This window comes from Micromonospora sp. KC606, from assembly GCF_004348675.1.
GTDB lineage: Bacteria > Actinomycetota > Actinomycetes > Mycobacteriales > Micromonosporaceae > Micromonospora.
The window spans coordinates 1-14,684 of sequence record NZ_SMKN01000031.1 but is presented as its reverse complement, the minus strand read 5'-3'; the positions used below and the strand labels follow the sequence as shown (position 1 = coordinate 14,684).

Genomic DNA, 14,684 nt, shown 5'->3' with positions numbered 1-14,684 from the left:
CGCGCGCACAATCCCGCCACCAGTCCGACCGATCATGACGTCGGCGGTGCCGATCCGGACGAAACAGCCCACCAGCTTGGTGATCGACAGGGTTGCTAGGGCTGGTCAGCGAAGGTGGAGGATGTCGGCGGCGGACAGGGAGCGACGGCCCGCCGGTGTGTCGACCAGGAGTTGACCGTCGACATCCACGCCGGTGGCGCGGCCGGACAGCTCCGTGCCGTCCGGGAGCAGCGCCCGCACCTGCCGGTCGAGGGTGGCGCAGGACGCCAGGTAGGCGTCGCGCAGGCCGCTGTGCACCGCGTCGCCGCCCGCGACCCGCCAGCGGTCGTACCAGTCGGCGAGCGAGCGGAGCAGCGCGCGCAGCAACGGATCCCGGTCGGTGGCGGCGGCACCGGCCAACCGCAGCGAGGTCGCCGGCAGCCCGGTCGGGTTCTCCGGCAGCTCGTCGGCGCGCAACGTGACGTTCAGGCCGATGCCGAGCACGATCGCCGGGGGCTGTGCCGGCGCCGCCCCCGGAACCGCCTCGGCGAGGATGCCGCCGCACTTCGCGTCGCCGACCAACAGGTCGTTCGGCCACTTCAGCCCGGCCTCCAGCTCGGCCAGCCGGCCCACCGCCTCCACCAGGGCAACCCCGGCCAGCAACGGCAACCAGCCGTACCCCGTCGCGGGCGCCGGCGGCCAGCCGCGTTCCGCCACGGCCTCCCCTGGTCGCAACAGGACGCTGGTCGCGATACCGGCCCGGGCGGGCGACTGCCAGACCCGGCCCCGCCGTCCCCGCCCGGCGGTCTGCCGTTCGGCGACCACCACCAGACCCTCCGGCTCACCCGCCCGCGCGGCGGCGGCCGCGTCCGCGTTGGTGGAACCCGTCTCGACCCGCAGGTCGAGCCGGCTCCACGGTCCGTGCGGCGCGGTCAACGCGCGGGCCAGCCGCGCCGCCGACAGCGGCGGTCGCTCCAGATCGGTGTACGGGGAACCCGGCATCCCGCCAGCGTACGGGCGGCACTGAGGCGAACTGCACAGCGGCGGCGCACTGAACCATCGTTATATTCCCTGGGTGACTACCGAGACCGGGATCAACATCCACAGCACTGCGGGCAAGCTGGCGGACCTGGAGCGACGGGTCGACGAGGCGGTGCACGCCGGTTCGGCCCGCGCGGTCGAGAAGCAGCACGCCAGGGGCAAGAAGACTGCCCGGGAACGGATCGAGCTGCTGCTCGACACCGGTTCCTTCGTCGAGCTGGACGAGTTGGCCCGGCACCGGTCCACCAACTTCGGCCTGGAACGGACCCGCCCGTACGGCGATGGCGTGATCACCGGCTACGGCACCATCGACGGTCGGCAGGTGTGCGTCTTCGCCCAGGACTTCACCGTGTTCGGCGGCTCCCTCGGCGAGGTCTTCGGCGAGAAGATCGTCAAGGTGATGGACCTGGCCATGAAGATCGGCTGCCCGGTCGTCGGCATCAACGACTCCGGCGGCGCGCGGATCCAGGAGGGCGTCGCCTCGCTCGGCCTGTACGGCGAGATCTTCTTCCGCAACGTGCGGGCCAGCGGTGTCATCCCGCAGATCTCGCTGATCATGGGCCCGTGCGCGGGTGGGGCGGTCTACTCCCCGGCGGTCACCGACTTCACCGTGATGGTCGACCAGACCTCGCACATGTTCATCACCGGCCCGGACGTCATCAAGACCGTCACCGGCGAGGACGTGGCGATGGAGGAGCTGGGCGGCGCGCGTACCCACAACTCGCGCAGCGGCAACGCGCACTACCTGGCCAGCGACGAGGACGACGCGATCGAGTACGTCAAGGCGCTGCTGTCGTACCTGCCGTCGAACAACCTCGACGAGCCGGTGGTGTACGACTCCCCCGCCGACCTCTCCGTGACCGGTGAGGACCGCGAGCTGGACACCCTCATCCCCGACTCGGCCAACCAGCCGTACGACATGCACCGGGTCATCGAGCACGTCCTCGACGACGGCGAGTTCCTGGAGGTCCAACCCCTCTACGCGCAGAACCTGATCATCGGGTACGGCCGGGTCGAGGGCCGCCCGGTGGGCGTGGTCGCCAACCAGCCGATGCACTTCGCCGGCACACTGGACATCGCCGCCAGCGAGAAGGCCGCCCGCTTCGTCCGCACCTGCGACGCCTTCAACATCCCGGTGCTGACCTTCGTGGACGTCCCCGGTTTCCTCCCCGGCACCGGGCAGGAGTGGGACGGCATCATCCGCCGAGGCGCGAAACTCATCTACGCGTACGCCGAGGCGACCGTCCCGAAGGTCACCGTCATCACCCGCAAGGCGTACGGCGGGGCGTACGACGTGATGGGCTCCAAGCACCTCGGCGCGGACCTGAACTTCGCCTGGCCGACCGCACAGATCGCGGTGATGGGCGCGCAGGGCGCGGTGAACATCCTCTACCGGCAGGAACTGGCCGCCGCCGAGGACCCGGCCGCCGTCCGGGCCGACAAGATCGCCGAGTACGAGGACACCCTGGCCAACCCGTACATCGCCGCCGAGCGCGGGTACGTCGACAGTGTCATCCCGCCGCACGAGACCCGTACCCAGATCGTCCGGGCGCTGCGGGTGCTGCGGACCAAGCGGGAGACCCTGCCGCCGAAGAAGCACGGCAACATCCCCCTGTAGCGGCGGACAGGCGACGTCCCCGCGCCCGCCACCGTCGCGGGGACGTCGTCGTCAGCAGCGCGGGTTGGCCGCGTCGCACATCCGTGCGGCGGCGACCCCGGCGAGCCGACGCAGCTCCTGCTCGTCGCCGTCGGTCAACAACGAGACGACGGTGACCAGGTCACCCACCCGGACGATCGCCTGGGTCGTCCGGACCGGACGGCTCCGCGACACCGTCGTGCTCCCGCCCTCCGCCGGCGGGTACACGGTCTGCCGCAGCAGCATCGCTTCGTCACCGGCGAACCCCCGCGCCATCACCTCCCACCGGTGCCACGACACGACGGCGGCCCTCGGCCCCGCCCGGGGGGGCTCCACGGGCATGGGCCAGTCGACGCACACCCGCAGCCACCGGTCGACATCGACGAAGAACCGCGCGGCGGTGTCGGAGCGGAGCCGGAAGAGGTCCTGCGTCAGGTAGAGGCCGTTCGAGGCCCCACTCCGGCTGTTCGCCAACTGCACGCTCTGTGACCGCGAGTACCGGGACGCCGCCCAGCCGGACCAGTTGTCGCGTTCACGCAGGCACCGACCGAGCACATCGTCGAGGACGACCGGTGCCGCGAGACCGGACTCCGTCAGCGGCGGTTCGGTCCGCCGGCGCAGGTCGCGCGGTTGCAGCAGGGCATCCAGCGGGATCTCCGCCCGGCCCGGTGCCGGTGGCACCGCGAGCGACGCCGCCACCGGCGGAGCCACGAGCGGCTGCCGCGCCGACGGCGGCCCGGCCACCGCGAGGCCGGCGGCCGACGCCACCGCCAGCACCGCCGCCGACATCAGCACGGCACGTCGGGACCGCCGCCGGGCCCGGGCGCGCAACTGCGCCGGCTCGGCCCACCGCACGCCGGCCATCTCCCGGCGCAACCGCTCCACGAAGTCCATATCGTCGGACATCAGGCCTCCTCCACGTCGGCGACGGCGAGCAGCCCGGCCAGCGCGGACCGCCCACGGGACAGCCGGGCCTTGACCGTGCCCACCGGCGCCTCGGTCTCCCGCGCCACCTCGGCGACCGGCATGCCGAGCAGGTAGTACAGGGCGAGGGCGGTGCGCTGCTCCTCGGGGAGCCGGCGCAGCGCGGCGACCACCGCGACGGTGTCGATGCTGGGCCCCGGCACACTCTCCGGCGCCCCGTGCCGCAGGTACGCCCTCGCCCGGCTCCGCAGGCTACGCCAGCGGCTGATCGCGATCCGGCTCGCCACCACCCGCACCCACGCCTCCGGGTCGTCGTACCCACGCACCGTCGACCAGCGCTGCCAGGCCCGCACGTACGCCTCCTGCACGGCGTCCTGCGCCTCGGCCAGGTTTCCGGTGAGCACGTAGACGAAGCCGAGCAGCCGTTGCCGGCTGCCCCGGTAGAACTCGTCGAACCCGTCGACGTCCGGCACCTGCTGCCTCCCCGTGGCGGTCTCAGGGGACACGCCTGGCGGGGCCCGTCCGGTTGCCGTGGATCTCGCCGGACCACACCGGCCGGGCCGGGGGCGGGCATCCGGAGGGTGCGCCTGCTCAGCGGGTCAGACCGGCGTCGCTGAGGATCGGGCCGGCCAGCAACGCCGCCCCGACCGCCAGCGCCCCGAGGTTCACCAGGCCGAAGACGGCCACCCAGAACAACGCCGGGAACGGGGTGAGGCGGGCCAACTGGTCGGCGTCGGACTCCGGCATCCGGCCCCGGCTGCGCAGCCGTTGCAGCTCGAAGACCGGCCGTACGCCGCCGAACAGCAGGAACCAGACCGACGTCCAGGCGAACGCGGCCTGGGTCTGCGGCGAGGCGTACCAGGAGACGGCGAACACCACCCCGCCGGTGACCAGCAGGGAGAGCACGCCGTACACGTTGCGGATCATCACGAGCATGGCCAGCAGCAGGGCCACCGTGATCCAGAGCAGCAGAGTGATCCGGTTGCCGCCGAGCAGCCACGCCCCGGCGAACCCGACCAGCGACGGCGCGACGTACCCGGCGAGCAGGGTCGCGATCATGCCAGGGCCGCTCGGCCGACCGGCCGAGAGGGTGAGCCCGGAGGTGTCCGAGTGCAGCCGGATGCCGTGCAGCCGGCGACCGGTGAGCAGCGCCGCCAGGGCGTGCCCGCCCTCGTGCGCGATGGTCACCGCGTTGCGGGCGATCCGCCAGGGCAGTCGGGTGGAGACCACCACCAGGGCGACCAGGGCGGTGACGAGTACGAGCAGCGGCGGAGGGTCGGGTTGCGCGCTGAAGAGCTTGTCCCAGAGGTCACCCAGCCCGTCGATCGACACCATGGGCGGGGAGCCTACCGCGCTGAGCTGTGTCGTTCGGCCGGCGTCACCTCGTATCGTACTGAGCAGGTGGCGACGGAGCGGGAGGTGAACGTCGGTGGGTGCGGCGAAGGCACCGTAATCGAGGCGGGCGAGATCGCTCTGTTCTGTGAAATCGTCTCGCCCGGAAACGCCGCCGCCGACCGGGTACTCAAGATGCAGCTCTACGCCATCGCCCGGATCCCCTGGTACCTGCTGGTGGAGCAGGACGGGGAGACCCAATCGCTGCGGCTGTACCGGCCAGACGGCGCACACTACGTCGAGGACCGGGTGGCCGAGCCCGGGGGCCCTGGCCCTGACCGAGCCATTCCGCTGGCAGATCGACCCCGCTTCGCAGCGCTGACCGAAATCGATCAAACGGCACCCTGGACAGCGTCCGCAGGGCGGGCAGTCAGGTCACTGACGTCGACCGCTCCGGCCGAGGGCACAGCCTACGCGGCTCAGGCCTCCCGCCGGGTGCCCCTTGGCGTGGCGTCCGCACGGGCCAGGGCCGGCTGCCGGGCGAGCCGCCAGGTGGCGACCCCGGCGGCGGTGACGGCCATGACGGCAACCAGCGCGGCCCGCACCGACAATCCGGCGCTGGTCAGCAGCAGGACGAGGTCGGCGAGCAGCACCAGCGTCCACAGCGCGAGCCGGCAGCGGTGGTCTCCACGTCGGCGTCCCATGTCGTACCTCCCTCCGTCGTCGAAGGACAGGTACCCCGCATGACGGAGAGTCATGCGAACGGGCGTCGCGGCGGTCAGTTCACCCGGTCGGGCCTGAACCCCTTGACGATCTGGTCGAAGGTGGCGAGCTCGGCCTGCCAGTCCCGATCCGCCACCTCCCACCGGATGGCGTACCCACGGTTACTGGCCGTGGCGAAGCCCCGGTTACGGACGCGGATGCGGGTGTTGTCCCGGGTCTCCCGCCACTCCCAGTCGGCACAGGTGCGGTACCAGGCGCAGGACTTGATGTCGATGTACTGATAGTTCCGGACCAGGTTCTTGCGGTTCGGTTCCTGGCTCCGCCAGTCCGCCTCCGCGTCCCGCTTCGGGTTGCTCGTCCACTGGACGAGCAACTCGCGGACGCTGTTGCGCTGGAAGAAGACGACGTAGTCCCGGTCTTTCCGGCCGACCTGCCAGCCCGGCGGGAGCGGGATGGCGAAGGTCGGCCCCCGGTGCAGGGTCCAGCCCGCCGGCAGGGCGTTCGGGTCGGTCGACGGGGAACTCGACGGGCTCACCGTCGGGGTCGGGCTGGGCGCGGCGCTGGTCGCCGGCGGCGGGGCGGCGGCCGAGGTGGGCGCGGGCGCGGCCGACGAGGTGGCGGTGCCGGTCGGGGCGCCCTCTGGCTTGTCCCCGCTGGTCAGCACCGGCACCAGCCCCGCGAGGCCGAGCAGCAGCACCAGCACCGCCGCGCCGAGCAGCAGGTTGCGTTTGCGCTGGCCGCGCTTCGTCCCGTCGTACACGGGGCCGGGATCGCGCGCGACGGGCGGCGCCGGGCTCACCGGAGTCGCCAGCACGGCCGTCGGGTTGCCCGGCGCCGGGGCCTCGGCCTCAACGGTCGGCTCGGCTGCCGGCTCCGGCGGGTCGACCTTCGCGGTCGGCGCGGCGTCCGAGGTCGCCGGCACCTTGGCGGTCGCGTCCTCCGGGCCGGCCGTGCCGGCGTCCGAGCCGGTGTGACCTGAGTCCGAGCCGGTCTGACCCGAATCCGTGGCGGCCTTACCCGATTCCTGAGCGGTTTTGCCCGAGTCCGAGCCGGCCCTGCCCGAATCCGTGGCGGTTTTGCCCGAGTCCGTGGCGGCCTTGCCGACGGCAGCAGCGGCGGCACCCGCGGCGCCCTTCGCGGTACGTGGGGCGGGCGGGTTCGGTTTCGGCGTCGGCTCGGCGGCCTTCCCGCCGGGTCGCGGCGCCGGGACCAGTGGCGGACGCGGCTCACGAGGGCCGTTCGGCCCCGGCCGGCGTACGCCATCGAGCAGCGAGATGGTTTTGGCGCGTTTGCCGGCCGCCCGGCGCAGCAGGCGCTCGGCCACCTCGGCGGTGATCCGTTCCTTCGGGTCCTTGCGGAGCAGGCCCTGCAGCACCGGCTTCAATGGGCCGGCGTTCCTTGGCGGCGGCAGCGGCTCGGTGGCCAGCGCGGCCAGCGTGGCGATCGCCGACGGCCGGGCGTACGGCGACTTCCCCTCGACCGCCGCGTAGAGTGTCGCGCCCAGCGACCACAGGTCGGCCTCCGGCCCAGCGGTGCCGTCCCGGGCCCGCTCCGGCGCGATGTACGCCGGCGAACCGAGCACCAAGCCGGTACGGGTCACGTTCGGGTCACCGGGGATGGTCGCCAGACCGAAATCGGTCAACACCACCCGGCCGTCGTCACCGAGCAGCACATTGCCCGGCTTGACGTCCCGGTGCATCACGCCAGCCTTGTGCGCCGCCTTCAGCGCGCCCAACACACCCAGGCCGATTTCCACCCCGCGGGCCGGCGGCACCGGGCCGTCCTCGGCGAGGGTGTCCTGCAGGGACTTCGACGCGACGTACTCCATCACGATCCACGGGTCGCCGTCGGTGCGTAGCACGTCGAAGATGCGGACCACGTTGATGTGGTTGAGCCGCGCAATGGCCCGGGCCTCCCGCAGCGACCGCTCCCGCATCTCGCGGCGCTCGTCGGCGGTCAGGCCGGGCGGCGGGACGAGTTCCTTGATCGCCACGTCCCGGTGCAGCACCTCGTCGCGCGCCTTCCACACCCGGCCCATGCCACCCTGACCGAGCGGCGAGATGAGCCGGTAACGGTCAGCGACGAGTTGGGACGGTGCGTCAGACATCGCTGAGACGGTACCCGGCCTCGACAACGCGCACACCGTCGGCACGCCACTGTGCGGCGTAGGTCAACTTCACGACGCGTACGCTGACCCCATGTCTGCCGAGGAGCCGCTGTTCCGGGTCGTCAGGGGAATCCCGACCGCCGAAGAACTGGCCGCGCTGGTGGGTGTGGTCGTCGGCCGTTCCTCGACGGCCGCCGTGACCGCTGCGAGGACCAGCTCCGCATGGGCCCGCAGCGCGCGCCCGACCGCCGTGAAGCCCGTAGCCGGCCCCGGCGCCTGGCGCGCCTCCGGCCTGCCCCGCTGACCCCTCCCGAGTAAGCGATCCGACCGGTGACTCCTCTGTGGGGGGATGCCGACATCGCGGACAGCCATTAACCTCACTCAGGGGAACGGGGCCGTGACGGGTTGGGAGGATCGATGATCCCTGAGGAGGACCGCCCAGCTTCCTGGCTGCGCGGCTACGGTGGCATCGAGGCCGACATCAGCCAGATGCGCGAGTTCGCCGACCGGCTCCAGGCCGAGGTCGAGCGCAACTACGCGCCACACTTGTCCTACATCGCGGACGACATGACCGCCGCGATTCCCGATCCGTGCGACGCGTTCATCGAGCTGGTGCAGTTCCTGCGGGCGCACCACGAGACTCAGCAGGCCACCGCCGATCTGGTGTGGGGGCTCGGCGGGGCGACCGGCCACCTTGCCTCGGCCGCCGGCGACATCGCCAGCCGGTACGAGGGCACGGACGCCTTCGCCGCCGCGAGGGTCGGCGACGTGCAGGCGGCACTCGCCCGCCCGTACGCCACCGGGCCGGATCCCCGCCTCCGACTGGTCGATCCGAACAGCCCGGGGAACGGCGGGCCGGTGGTGCTGCCATGATCGAACGCGGCGGCGGCCGGACCTCCGGCCTCACCGACTGGCACCTGATGGACGTGCTCAGCATGTGGGCGTGCCTCCAGGACCACGACACCCAGGGGCACTGGAAGCAGGTGACCGGCTGGCGCAAGATCTGCGACCTCGCGATGGCCCACCTGCGGCGGCTGCGCGACTACCGCCGCGGCCTGGCCGAGGCGTGGCCGCCCGAAACCAGCGCCGCCGCCCGAACGTACCTGGCCGAGCTGGACCAACTCATCGAGAAGGTCCAACGCACCCACGACACCGCCGCCGCAAACCACGACGCGCTCGCCGCGGCCATCCGCGCCATCGACAGCGCCCGCCCCGAACTGAAGGACCTCTACGAGCAGTACGCGACGAAGCTGGCGCAGAAACGCTCGTACGAGGCGATGGTCGCCGATCCGAAGGCGTTGGTCGGCAACCGGACGACGAAACCGCCGGTGACCGATGGCGATTTGGAGCAGCTCAACGGGCAGGCCCGAGGAATCATGACGGGGTTGAGCGGGGAACTCCAACAGGCCCAGTTCATGCTCCAGAAGCCGCCCGTGGCACGTCCCATCCCTAGGCTCGAAGAAAGCAGCAGAGATCCCTATTTCTCCTCTGCGGTTCCAGTCATTCCACCTGTGATTCCAGTACCGATATCGACAACCGCGGAGACACTGCGCTCACCCAAGCCGCAGCCAGTTGCACCGCCCCTCTCACCTGCTGTCCGGCCAGTCATAGGGGGCGGCCCCCTCTTGGGAAGTGTTGGTGCCGGCCCTCCAGTTTCACCCACACAACCCTCGCCGACCATCGCTTTTCCCGCACCTCCAGCCAACGGCGGCCTTAACCTCGGCATACCTCCAGCCACTCTCCCACGTAACGGAATTGAAGGGCCGCCGATTCGAAAAAATGCCCACGGGGGCCTCGGACCCGGAAGCAGCACGAACAAGCAACCGAATCCAAGCACTCCAAAGCCTAATCCACCTGGCATTATTGGCGGTTCGCCGGGAATGGGAATTGGACCAACGGGAGGAAACGCCGCCTCCCGCAGGGTGAACCCTATTGGTGGCATCATCGGAGGAGGCGGCGCAGGAACCTCGCCAACGGGCGGAGCAGGTTCACGCCCGGGCAGCGGTCGGGTGGGAAATATGGGAGGGACCCACGGGCTCCCGCCGCTCGGCGGATCGCCGAGCATTATGAATGCTCCAGGCGGGAATAGCCCACGGCCTAGCCGCAAGGCTCGTGGCGATGAAGCGGGACATTGGGATCCCGACCATCCGTGGGAGACAGACCAAGGGGTGACTCCAATTGTCCGTCCCCCTGAGGATGAGGGACCAAGCGACCCCGGCCCTGCCATCGGATTCAACCGTTGATCCAGCACGGCAAGCAATCTTCCCGAGCGACCTTCAGCGCACTCCTGATAGCCTGCGTGACATTGGCCACCTTTTCGCCATCTTCTTCGGCGGCCCCGACACCGGATGGCTCCGATCGCATTCGCGACGATCAGTGGCACTTGCAGTTCCTGCGAATAGCTGAAGTTCACGATATCAGTCAAGGCGAAGGTGTCTTGGTGGCCGTCCCTGACACTGGAGTCGAACCACACCCCGATTTGGCAGGTAACGTACTGCCAGGAATTGATATAATTCCTGGCGGCACTGGGGATGGCCGCCGAGACAGAAACAGCCACGGCACATGCATGGCAGGCATTATTGCAGCCCATGGACGCAGCAACCAGGTCGGGGCGCTTGGAATCGCCCCTCGGTCGAGCGTCCTACCTATACGTGACACACCCGAAAATGGGCTAGGGCATCCTGCTGATCTAGCACGCAGTGTCGAGTATGCGGTGCGCAAAGGTGCTGGAGTCATCAGTATCTCGGTCGCCAGTTCTGCTAGCGTCGAGATGCAGCGAGCCATCGCTTCAGCAATCGCTGCCAATATTGTAGTTGTCGCAGCAGCAGGAAATGCGCCCCGCGAGAGCCAAGTTAGCTACCCCGCATCCGAAGAAGCGGTCATCGCTGTAGGAGGAGTCGATAGCAAAGGTGACCACGCTCCGGTCTCGGTGACCGGCCCCGAGATAGACGTCGTAGCGCCGGCAGTTAACATCTACTGCACGGGTTTGAATGGCCGCTATCGGATGAGCTCCGGCACTTCGGATGCCACTGCCATCGTTGCTGGAGCGGCAGCGCTGATCCGCTCCAAGTACCCTCACCTGCCTGCCGCTGAGGTCGCGCATCGGCTCACCGCGACAGCCGTGGACAAGGGCCCTCCCGGGCGGGACGACGAGTACGGCTACGGCGTCATCGACATCGTGGCAGCGCTCACCGCAGACGTCCCGCCGCTGGGTTTCGAGTCATCGGCGGTCACACCACCATCCACAGATTCTGTAGGAGTGGGAGCGCCTGACGGGGGCGACGTCGGCGCGACCGCTCGTGGCCTCATCACGCTCGGAGTGCTCGTGGCGGCGGGTGGCGGCTACTGGGTCTGGCGGCGACGCCGACGTGCCGATGACCCGCCTCCCCGGATCAGCCGGTAGCGTCGGCGGCGTGCCGAACTCCCTGAGGTTGCGCCTCGTTCTCGCGTCCCAGAGTCCTGCCCGCCGCAAGCTCCTACAGGCCGCCGGCATCGAACCGGAGGTGCTGGTCAGCGGCGTCGACGAGTCCCAGGTGGCCAGTGACCGGGCAGAGGAGCTGTGCCTGGAGTTGGCCCGGTTGAAGGCACAGGCGGTGCTCGGCCGACTGCGTCCCACCCCTGAGGAGCGCACGCTGGTACTGGGCTGTGACTCCGTACTGGAGTTCGGTGGGGAAATCCTGGGCAAGCCCACGGATGCGGCCGACGCGACGGATCGGTGGCGGCGGATGCGGGGGCGCAGCGGGGTGCTGCACACCGGGCACTGCCTGATCGACGTCACGCACGAATCCCGGGCGGAGGCCGTCGCGTCGACGGTCGTGCACTTCGCGGAGGTCACCGACGACGAGATCGGCGCGTACGTGGCGACGGGAGAGCCGCTGGCGGTGGCGGGCGCGTTCACCATCGACGGGTTGGGCGGGGCGTTCCTGACCGGGATCGAGGGCGATCCGGGCACGGTGGTGGGGCTCTCGTTGCCGCTGCTTCGTCGCCTGCTCGGGGAGTTGGACCTCGGCATCACGGACCTGTGGGCGAAGGTCGCGCCGGGTGGCCAGGAAGTCGAGCCTCTCGGCTAACGTCCGGTCATGACCACCAAGCCGCTACCGCTGACCCCGGAACTGCACGCCTACCTCGTCGCGCACGGCTCCGCGCCGGACGAGATCGTCCGTGACCTGGCCGAGGAGACCCTGGCCGCTCTGCCCAACGATGCGGTGATGCAGGTGGCGCCGGAGCAGGCGGCGTTCCTGACCTTTCTCACCAGGGTCCTCGGCGTACGGCAGGCGGTGGAGGTGGGCACCTTCACCGGACTGTCCTCGCTGGCGATCGCCCGCGGGCTGCCCGAGGACGGCCGGTTGACCTGCTTCGACATCTCCGAGGAGTACACCGGGATCGCCCGGCGGTACTGGCAGCGGGCGGGCGTCGCGGACCGGATCGAGCTGCGCATCGGCCCGGCTGGAGAGACGCTGCGGGAGTTGCCCCTGGAGCGGCACCTGGACTTCGCCTTCATCGACGCCGACAAGATCGGCTACCCGATCTACTGGGACGAGTTGGTGCCGCGGATGCGGCCGGGCGGGGTGATCGCGGTGGACAACACGCTGCGGGACGGCCGGGTGCTGGCCCCGCGCGACGCCGGCGACCGGGCGATCGCCGCCTTCAACGACCAGGTGCTGGCCGACGTCCGTGTCGAGGCGGTGATGCTGCCGATCGCCGATGGCGTCACCCTGGCCCGGGTTCGCTGATCCACTCCGATTGCGCCGCATCGCGCTGACGCACGGCACGGAAACCACCGCATGGCGCAAGCGGAGTTGATCATCGAGCGGGGCCGTCCCACCTGGCGCAATCGGAGCCGACCAACCCGCCGGGGAGAGTGCGGCATCCCACATTGAGCGATCGTTAGGGCGTGAAGTGTGGCCGATACACTCCCGGGCAACGACCTTCCGGGAGGAGCCCCCAAGGTGCGCAAGGTTCTCATCGCCAACCGCGGCGAGATCGCCGTCCGCGTCATCCGCGCCTGCCGCGACGCCGGCCTGGGCAGCGTCGCCGTCTACGCGGACTCCGATCGGCACGCCCTGCACGCCACCCTCGCCGACGAGGCGTACGCCCTCGGCGGCGACACCGCCGCCGACAGCTACCTGCGGATCGACAAGCTCGTCGACATCGCCGACAGGTCGGGCGCGGACGCCGTCCACCCCGGCTACGGCTTCCTCTCGGAGAACGCCGACTTCGCCCAGGCGGTGATCGACGCCGGGCTGACCTGGATCGGGCCCACCCCGCAGGCCATCCGCGACCTGGGCGACAAGGTCACCGCCCGGCACATCGCGCAGCGTGCCGGCGCGCCCCTGGTCCCCGGCACGCCGGACCCGGTCGGCAGCGCCGACGAGGTGATCGCCTTCGCCGTCGACCACGGCCTGCCCGTCGCCATCAAGGCCGCCTTCGGCGGCGGCGGGCGCGGCCTCAAGGTGGCCCGCACCATTGAGGAGATCCCGCACCTGTTCGACTCGGCCACCCGCGAGGCGGTCGCCGCGTTCGGCCGGGGCGAGTGCTTCGTCGAGCGGTACCTGGACAAGCCCCGCCACGTCGAGGCGCAGGTCCTGGCCGACCAGCACGGCAACGTGATCGTGGTCGGCACCCGGGACTGTTCCCTGCAGCGCCGCCACCAGAAGTTGGTCGAGGAGGCCCCCGCGCCGTTCCTCACCGACGCGCAGCGGGCGCAGATCCACGACAGCGCCAGGGCCATCTGCCGGGAGGCCGGCTACCACGGCGCAGGCACCGTCGAGTACCTGGTCGGCGCCGACGGCACCATCTCCTTCCTGGAGGTGAACACCCGGCTCCAGGTGGAACACCCGGTCACTGAGGAGACCGCCGGCATCGACCTGGTACGCGAGCAGTTCCGCATCGCCGACGGGGAGAAGCTGCGCTTCACCGAGGACCCGACGCCGCGCGGGCACGCCATCGAGTTCCGGATCAACGGCGAGGACCCGGGCCGTAACTTCCTGCCCGCCCCGGGCACCATCACCGCGCTGCGGCTGCCCACCGGGCCGGGCGTTCGGGTCGACACCGGCGTCTCGGCCGGAGACGTGATCGGCGGCAACTTCGACTCGCTGCTGGCAAAGGTGATCATCGCCGGCGAGACGCGGACCGAGGCGATCGAGCGGGCCCGCCGCGCGCTGGACGAGATGGTCGTCGAGGGCATGGCCACCGCGCTGCCGTTCCACCGTATGGTGGTCCGGGATCCGGCGTTCACCGCCGAGCCGTTCACCGTGCACACCCGGTGGATCGAGACCGAGTTCGACAACACCGTGCCGGCCTTCACCGCGCCCGCCGTCGCGGCCGGGGCACCGGCCGAGCGCGAGACCGTCGTGGTCGAGGTGGGCGGCAAGCGGCTGGAGGTGAGCCTCCCCGCCGGCCTCGGCGGGGGTACGGGCTCCGCCGCGCCCGCCGCCCGCAGGCCGGCCCGCCGGGGCGGTGGCCCCCAGTCCGGTGCCACGGTCAGCGGCGACGCGCTCACCTCCCCGATGCAGGGCACCATCGTCAAGATCGCCGTGGCCGACGGGGACACCGTCGCCGAGGGCGATCTGGTCGTGGTGCTGGAGGCGATGAAGATGGAGCAGCCGCTCCACGCGCACAAGGCCGGTACGGTCAGCGGCCTCGCCACCGAGGTCGGCGCGGTGATCACGGCCGGCGCGGCGATCTGCGCCATCGCCTGAGCCGCCCGCACGGTACTCACCGCCCGGAAAGCCGACACGGAGTGTCACCACCTCCCATACTCGCTCACAGTGATGTTCTGATCGACCCGGCCGGCACCTGATTCCCGCTTAGCTCTGCTGCCATATCCGCGACACCGCACCGAACAGGGCGTTCTCGTCGAAGGCCGACTGCCGCCTGGGTGACCTTTGGTTACTCAGGGTGGCTAACGCGTATATGGCAGCAGAGCAAAGGGTGCCGGGG

General features: G+C 70.7%; 14 protein-coding genes and 1 pseudogene. 9 read left to right on the top strand and 6 right to left on the bottom strand.

The window, feature by feature from the left end:
- Positions 1-105 precede the first annotated feature (105 nt).
- Positions 106-981, bottom strand: coding sequence for a biotin--[acetyl-CoA-carboxylase] ligase (locus E1193_RS10030; protein WP_132182454.1), 876 nt, complete (start codon positions 979-981; stop codon positions 106-108).
- Positions 982-1,054: 73 nt separating this feature from the next.
- Between E1193_RS10030 and E1193_RS10025 the strand changes: the two genes are divergently transcribed.
- Positions 1,055-2,638 carry an acyl-CoA carboxylase subunit beta gene (locus E1193_RS10025; RefSeq protein ID WP_132182452.1) on the top strand — a complete coding sequence of 528 codons (1,584 nt, stop codon included), beginning with the start codon at positions 1,055-1,057 and terminating at the stop codon, positions 2,636-2,638.
- A 51-nt stretch (positions 2,639-2,689) separates the two neighbouring features.
- On the opposite strand, the gene E1193_RS10020 is transcribed toward E1193_RS10025, so the two are convergent.
- The 3 genes from E1193_RS10020 to E1193_RS10010 all read right to left on the bottom strand — a co-directional run bounded on the left by E1193_RS10020 (position 2,690) and on the right by E1193_RS10010 (position 4,915).
- On the bottom strand, positions 2,690-3,562 hold the full coding sequence (locus E1193_RS10020) for a hypothetical protein (RefSeq protein WP_132182450.1): 873 nt from the start codon (positions 3,560-3,562) through the stop codon (positions 2,690-2,692).
- Positions 3,562-4,053, bottom strand: coding sequence for a SigE family RNA polymerase sigma factor (locus tag E1193_RS10015; RefSeq protein ID WP_132182448.1), 492 nt, complete (start codon positions 4,051-4,053; stop codon positions 3,562-3,564). Before E1193_RS10015 ends, E1193_RS10020 begins: the two co-directional genes overlap by 1 nt.
- A gap of 118 nt (positions 4,054-4,171) precedes the next feature.
- Positions 4,172-4,915 carry a M50 family metallopeptidase gene (locus tag E1193_RS10010; RefSeq protein ID WP_132182446.1) on the bottom strand — a complete coding sequence of 248 codons (744 nt, stop codon included), beginning with the start codon at positions 4,913-4,915 and terminating at the stop codon, positions 4,172-4,174.
- Positions 4,916-5,107: 192 nt separating this feature from the next.
- Between E1193_RS10010 and E1193_RS33060 the strand changes: the two are divergent.
- A pseudogene (locus tag E1193_RS33060) lies at positions 5,108-5,173 on the top strand (Uma2 family endonuclease); the annotation flags it as partial.
- 218 nt (positions 5,174-5,391) lie between these two features.
- Here the strand turns inward: E1193_RS33060 and E1193_RS10000 are convergent.
- Both E1193_RS10000 and E1193_RS09995 read right to left on the bottom strand, forming a co-directional pair.
- On the bottom strand, positions 5,392-5,616 hold the full coding sequence (locus tag E1193_RS10000; RefSeq protein WP_132182444.1) for a hypothetical protein: 225 nt from the start codon (positions 5,614-5,616) through the stop codon (positions 5,392-5,394).
- Between the two features lie 74 nt (positions 5,617-5,690).
- Positions 5,691-7,742, bottom strand: a complete 2,052-nt coding sequence (locus tag E1193_RS09995) for a serine/threonine-protein kinase (RefSeq protein ID WP_132182442.1) — start codon at positions 7,740-7,742, stop codon at positions 5,691-5,693.
- 91 nt (positions 7,743-7,833) lie between these two features.
- Between E1193_RS09995 and E1193_RS09990 the strand changes: the two genes are divergently transcribed.
- From E1193_RS09990 to E1193_RS09960, 7 genes are all read left to right on the top strand, one after another.
- On the top strand, positions 7,834-8,046 hold the full coding sequence (locus tag E1193_RS09990) for an acyl-CoA carboxylase subunit epsilon (protein ID WP_132182440.1): 213 nt from the start codon (positions 7,834-7,836) through the stop codon (positions 8,044-8,046).
- A 113-nt stretch (positions 8,047-8,159) separates the two neighbouring features.
- The gene (locus E1193_RS09985) at positions 8,160-8,615 is read left to right on the top strand and encodes a hypothetical protein (RefSeq protein WP_132182438.1); all 456 of its coding nucleotides are present in this window, start codon (positions 8,160-8,162) and stop codon (positions 8,613-8,615) included.
- On the top strand, positions 8,612-9,985 hold the full coding sequence (locus tag E1193_RS09980; protein ID WP_132182436.1) for a hypothetical protein: 1,374 nt from the start codon (positions 8,612-8,614) through the stop codon (positions 9,983-9,985). Before E1193_RS09985 ends, E1193_RS09980 begins: the two co-directional genes overlap by 4 nt.
- Positions 9,986-10,041: 56 nt before the next feature.
- Entirely contained in the window at positions 10,042-11,145 is a 1,104-nt protein-coding gene (locus E1193_RS09975) for a S8 family serine peptidase (protein ID WP_279433318.1), read from the top strand.
- A gap of 10 nt (positions 11,146-11,155) precedes the next feature.
- Positions 11,156-11,812, top strand: coding sequence for a Maf family protein (locus tag E1193_RS09970; RefSeq protein ID WP_132182434.1), 657 nt, complete (start codon positions 11,156-11,158; stop codon positions 11,810-11,812).
- Between the two features lie 9 nt (positions 11,813-11,821).
- The gene (locus tag E1193_RS09965) at positions 11,822-12,475 is read left to right on the top strand and encodes an O-methyltransferase (RefSeq protein WP_132182432.1); all 654 of its coding nucleotides are present in this window, start codon (positions 11,822-11,824) and stop codon (positions 12,473-12,475) included.
- A 216-nt stretch (positions 12,476-12,691) separates the two neighbouring features.
- Positions 12,692-14,443 (top strand): biotin carboxylase N-terminal domain-containing protein, encoded by a 1,752-nt coding sequence (locus E1193_RS09960; protein WP_132182430.1) that lies wholly within the window; start codon positions 12,692-12,694, stop codon positions 14,441-14,443.
- Positions 14,444-14,684: the final 241 nt, after the last annotated feature.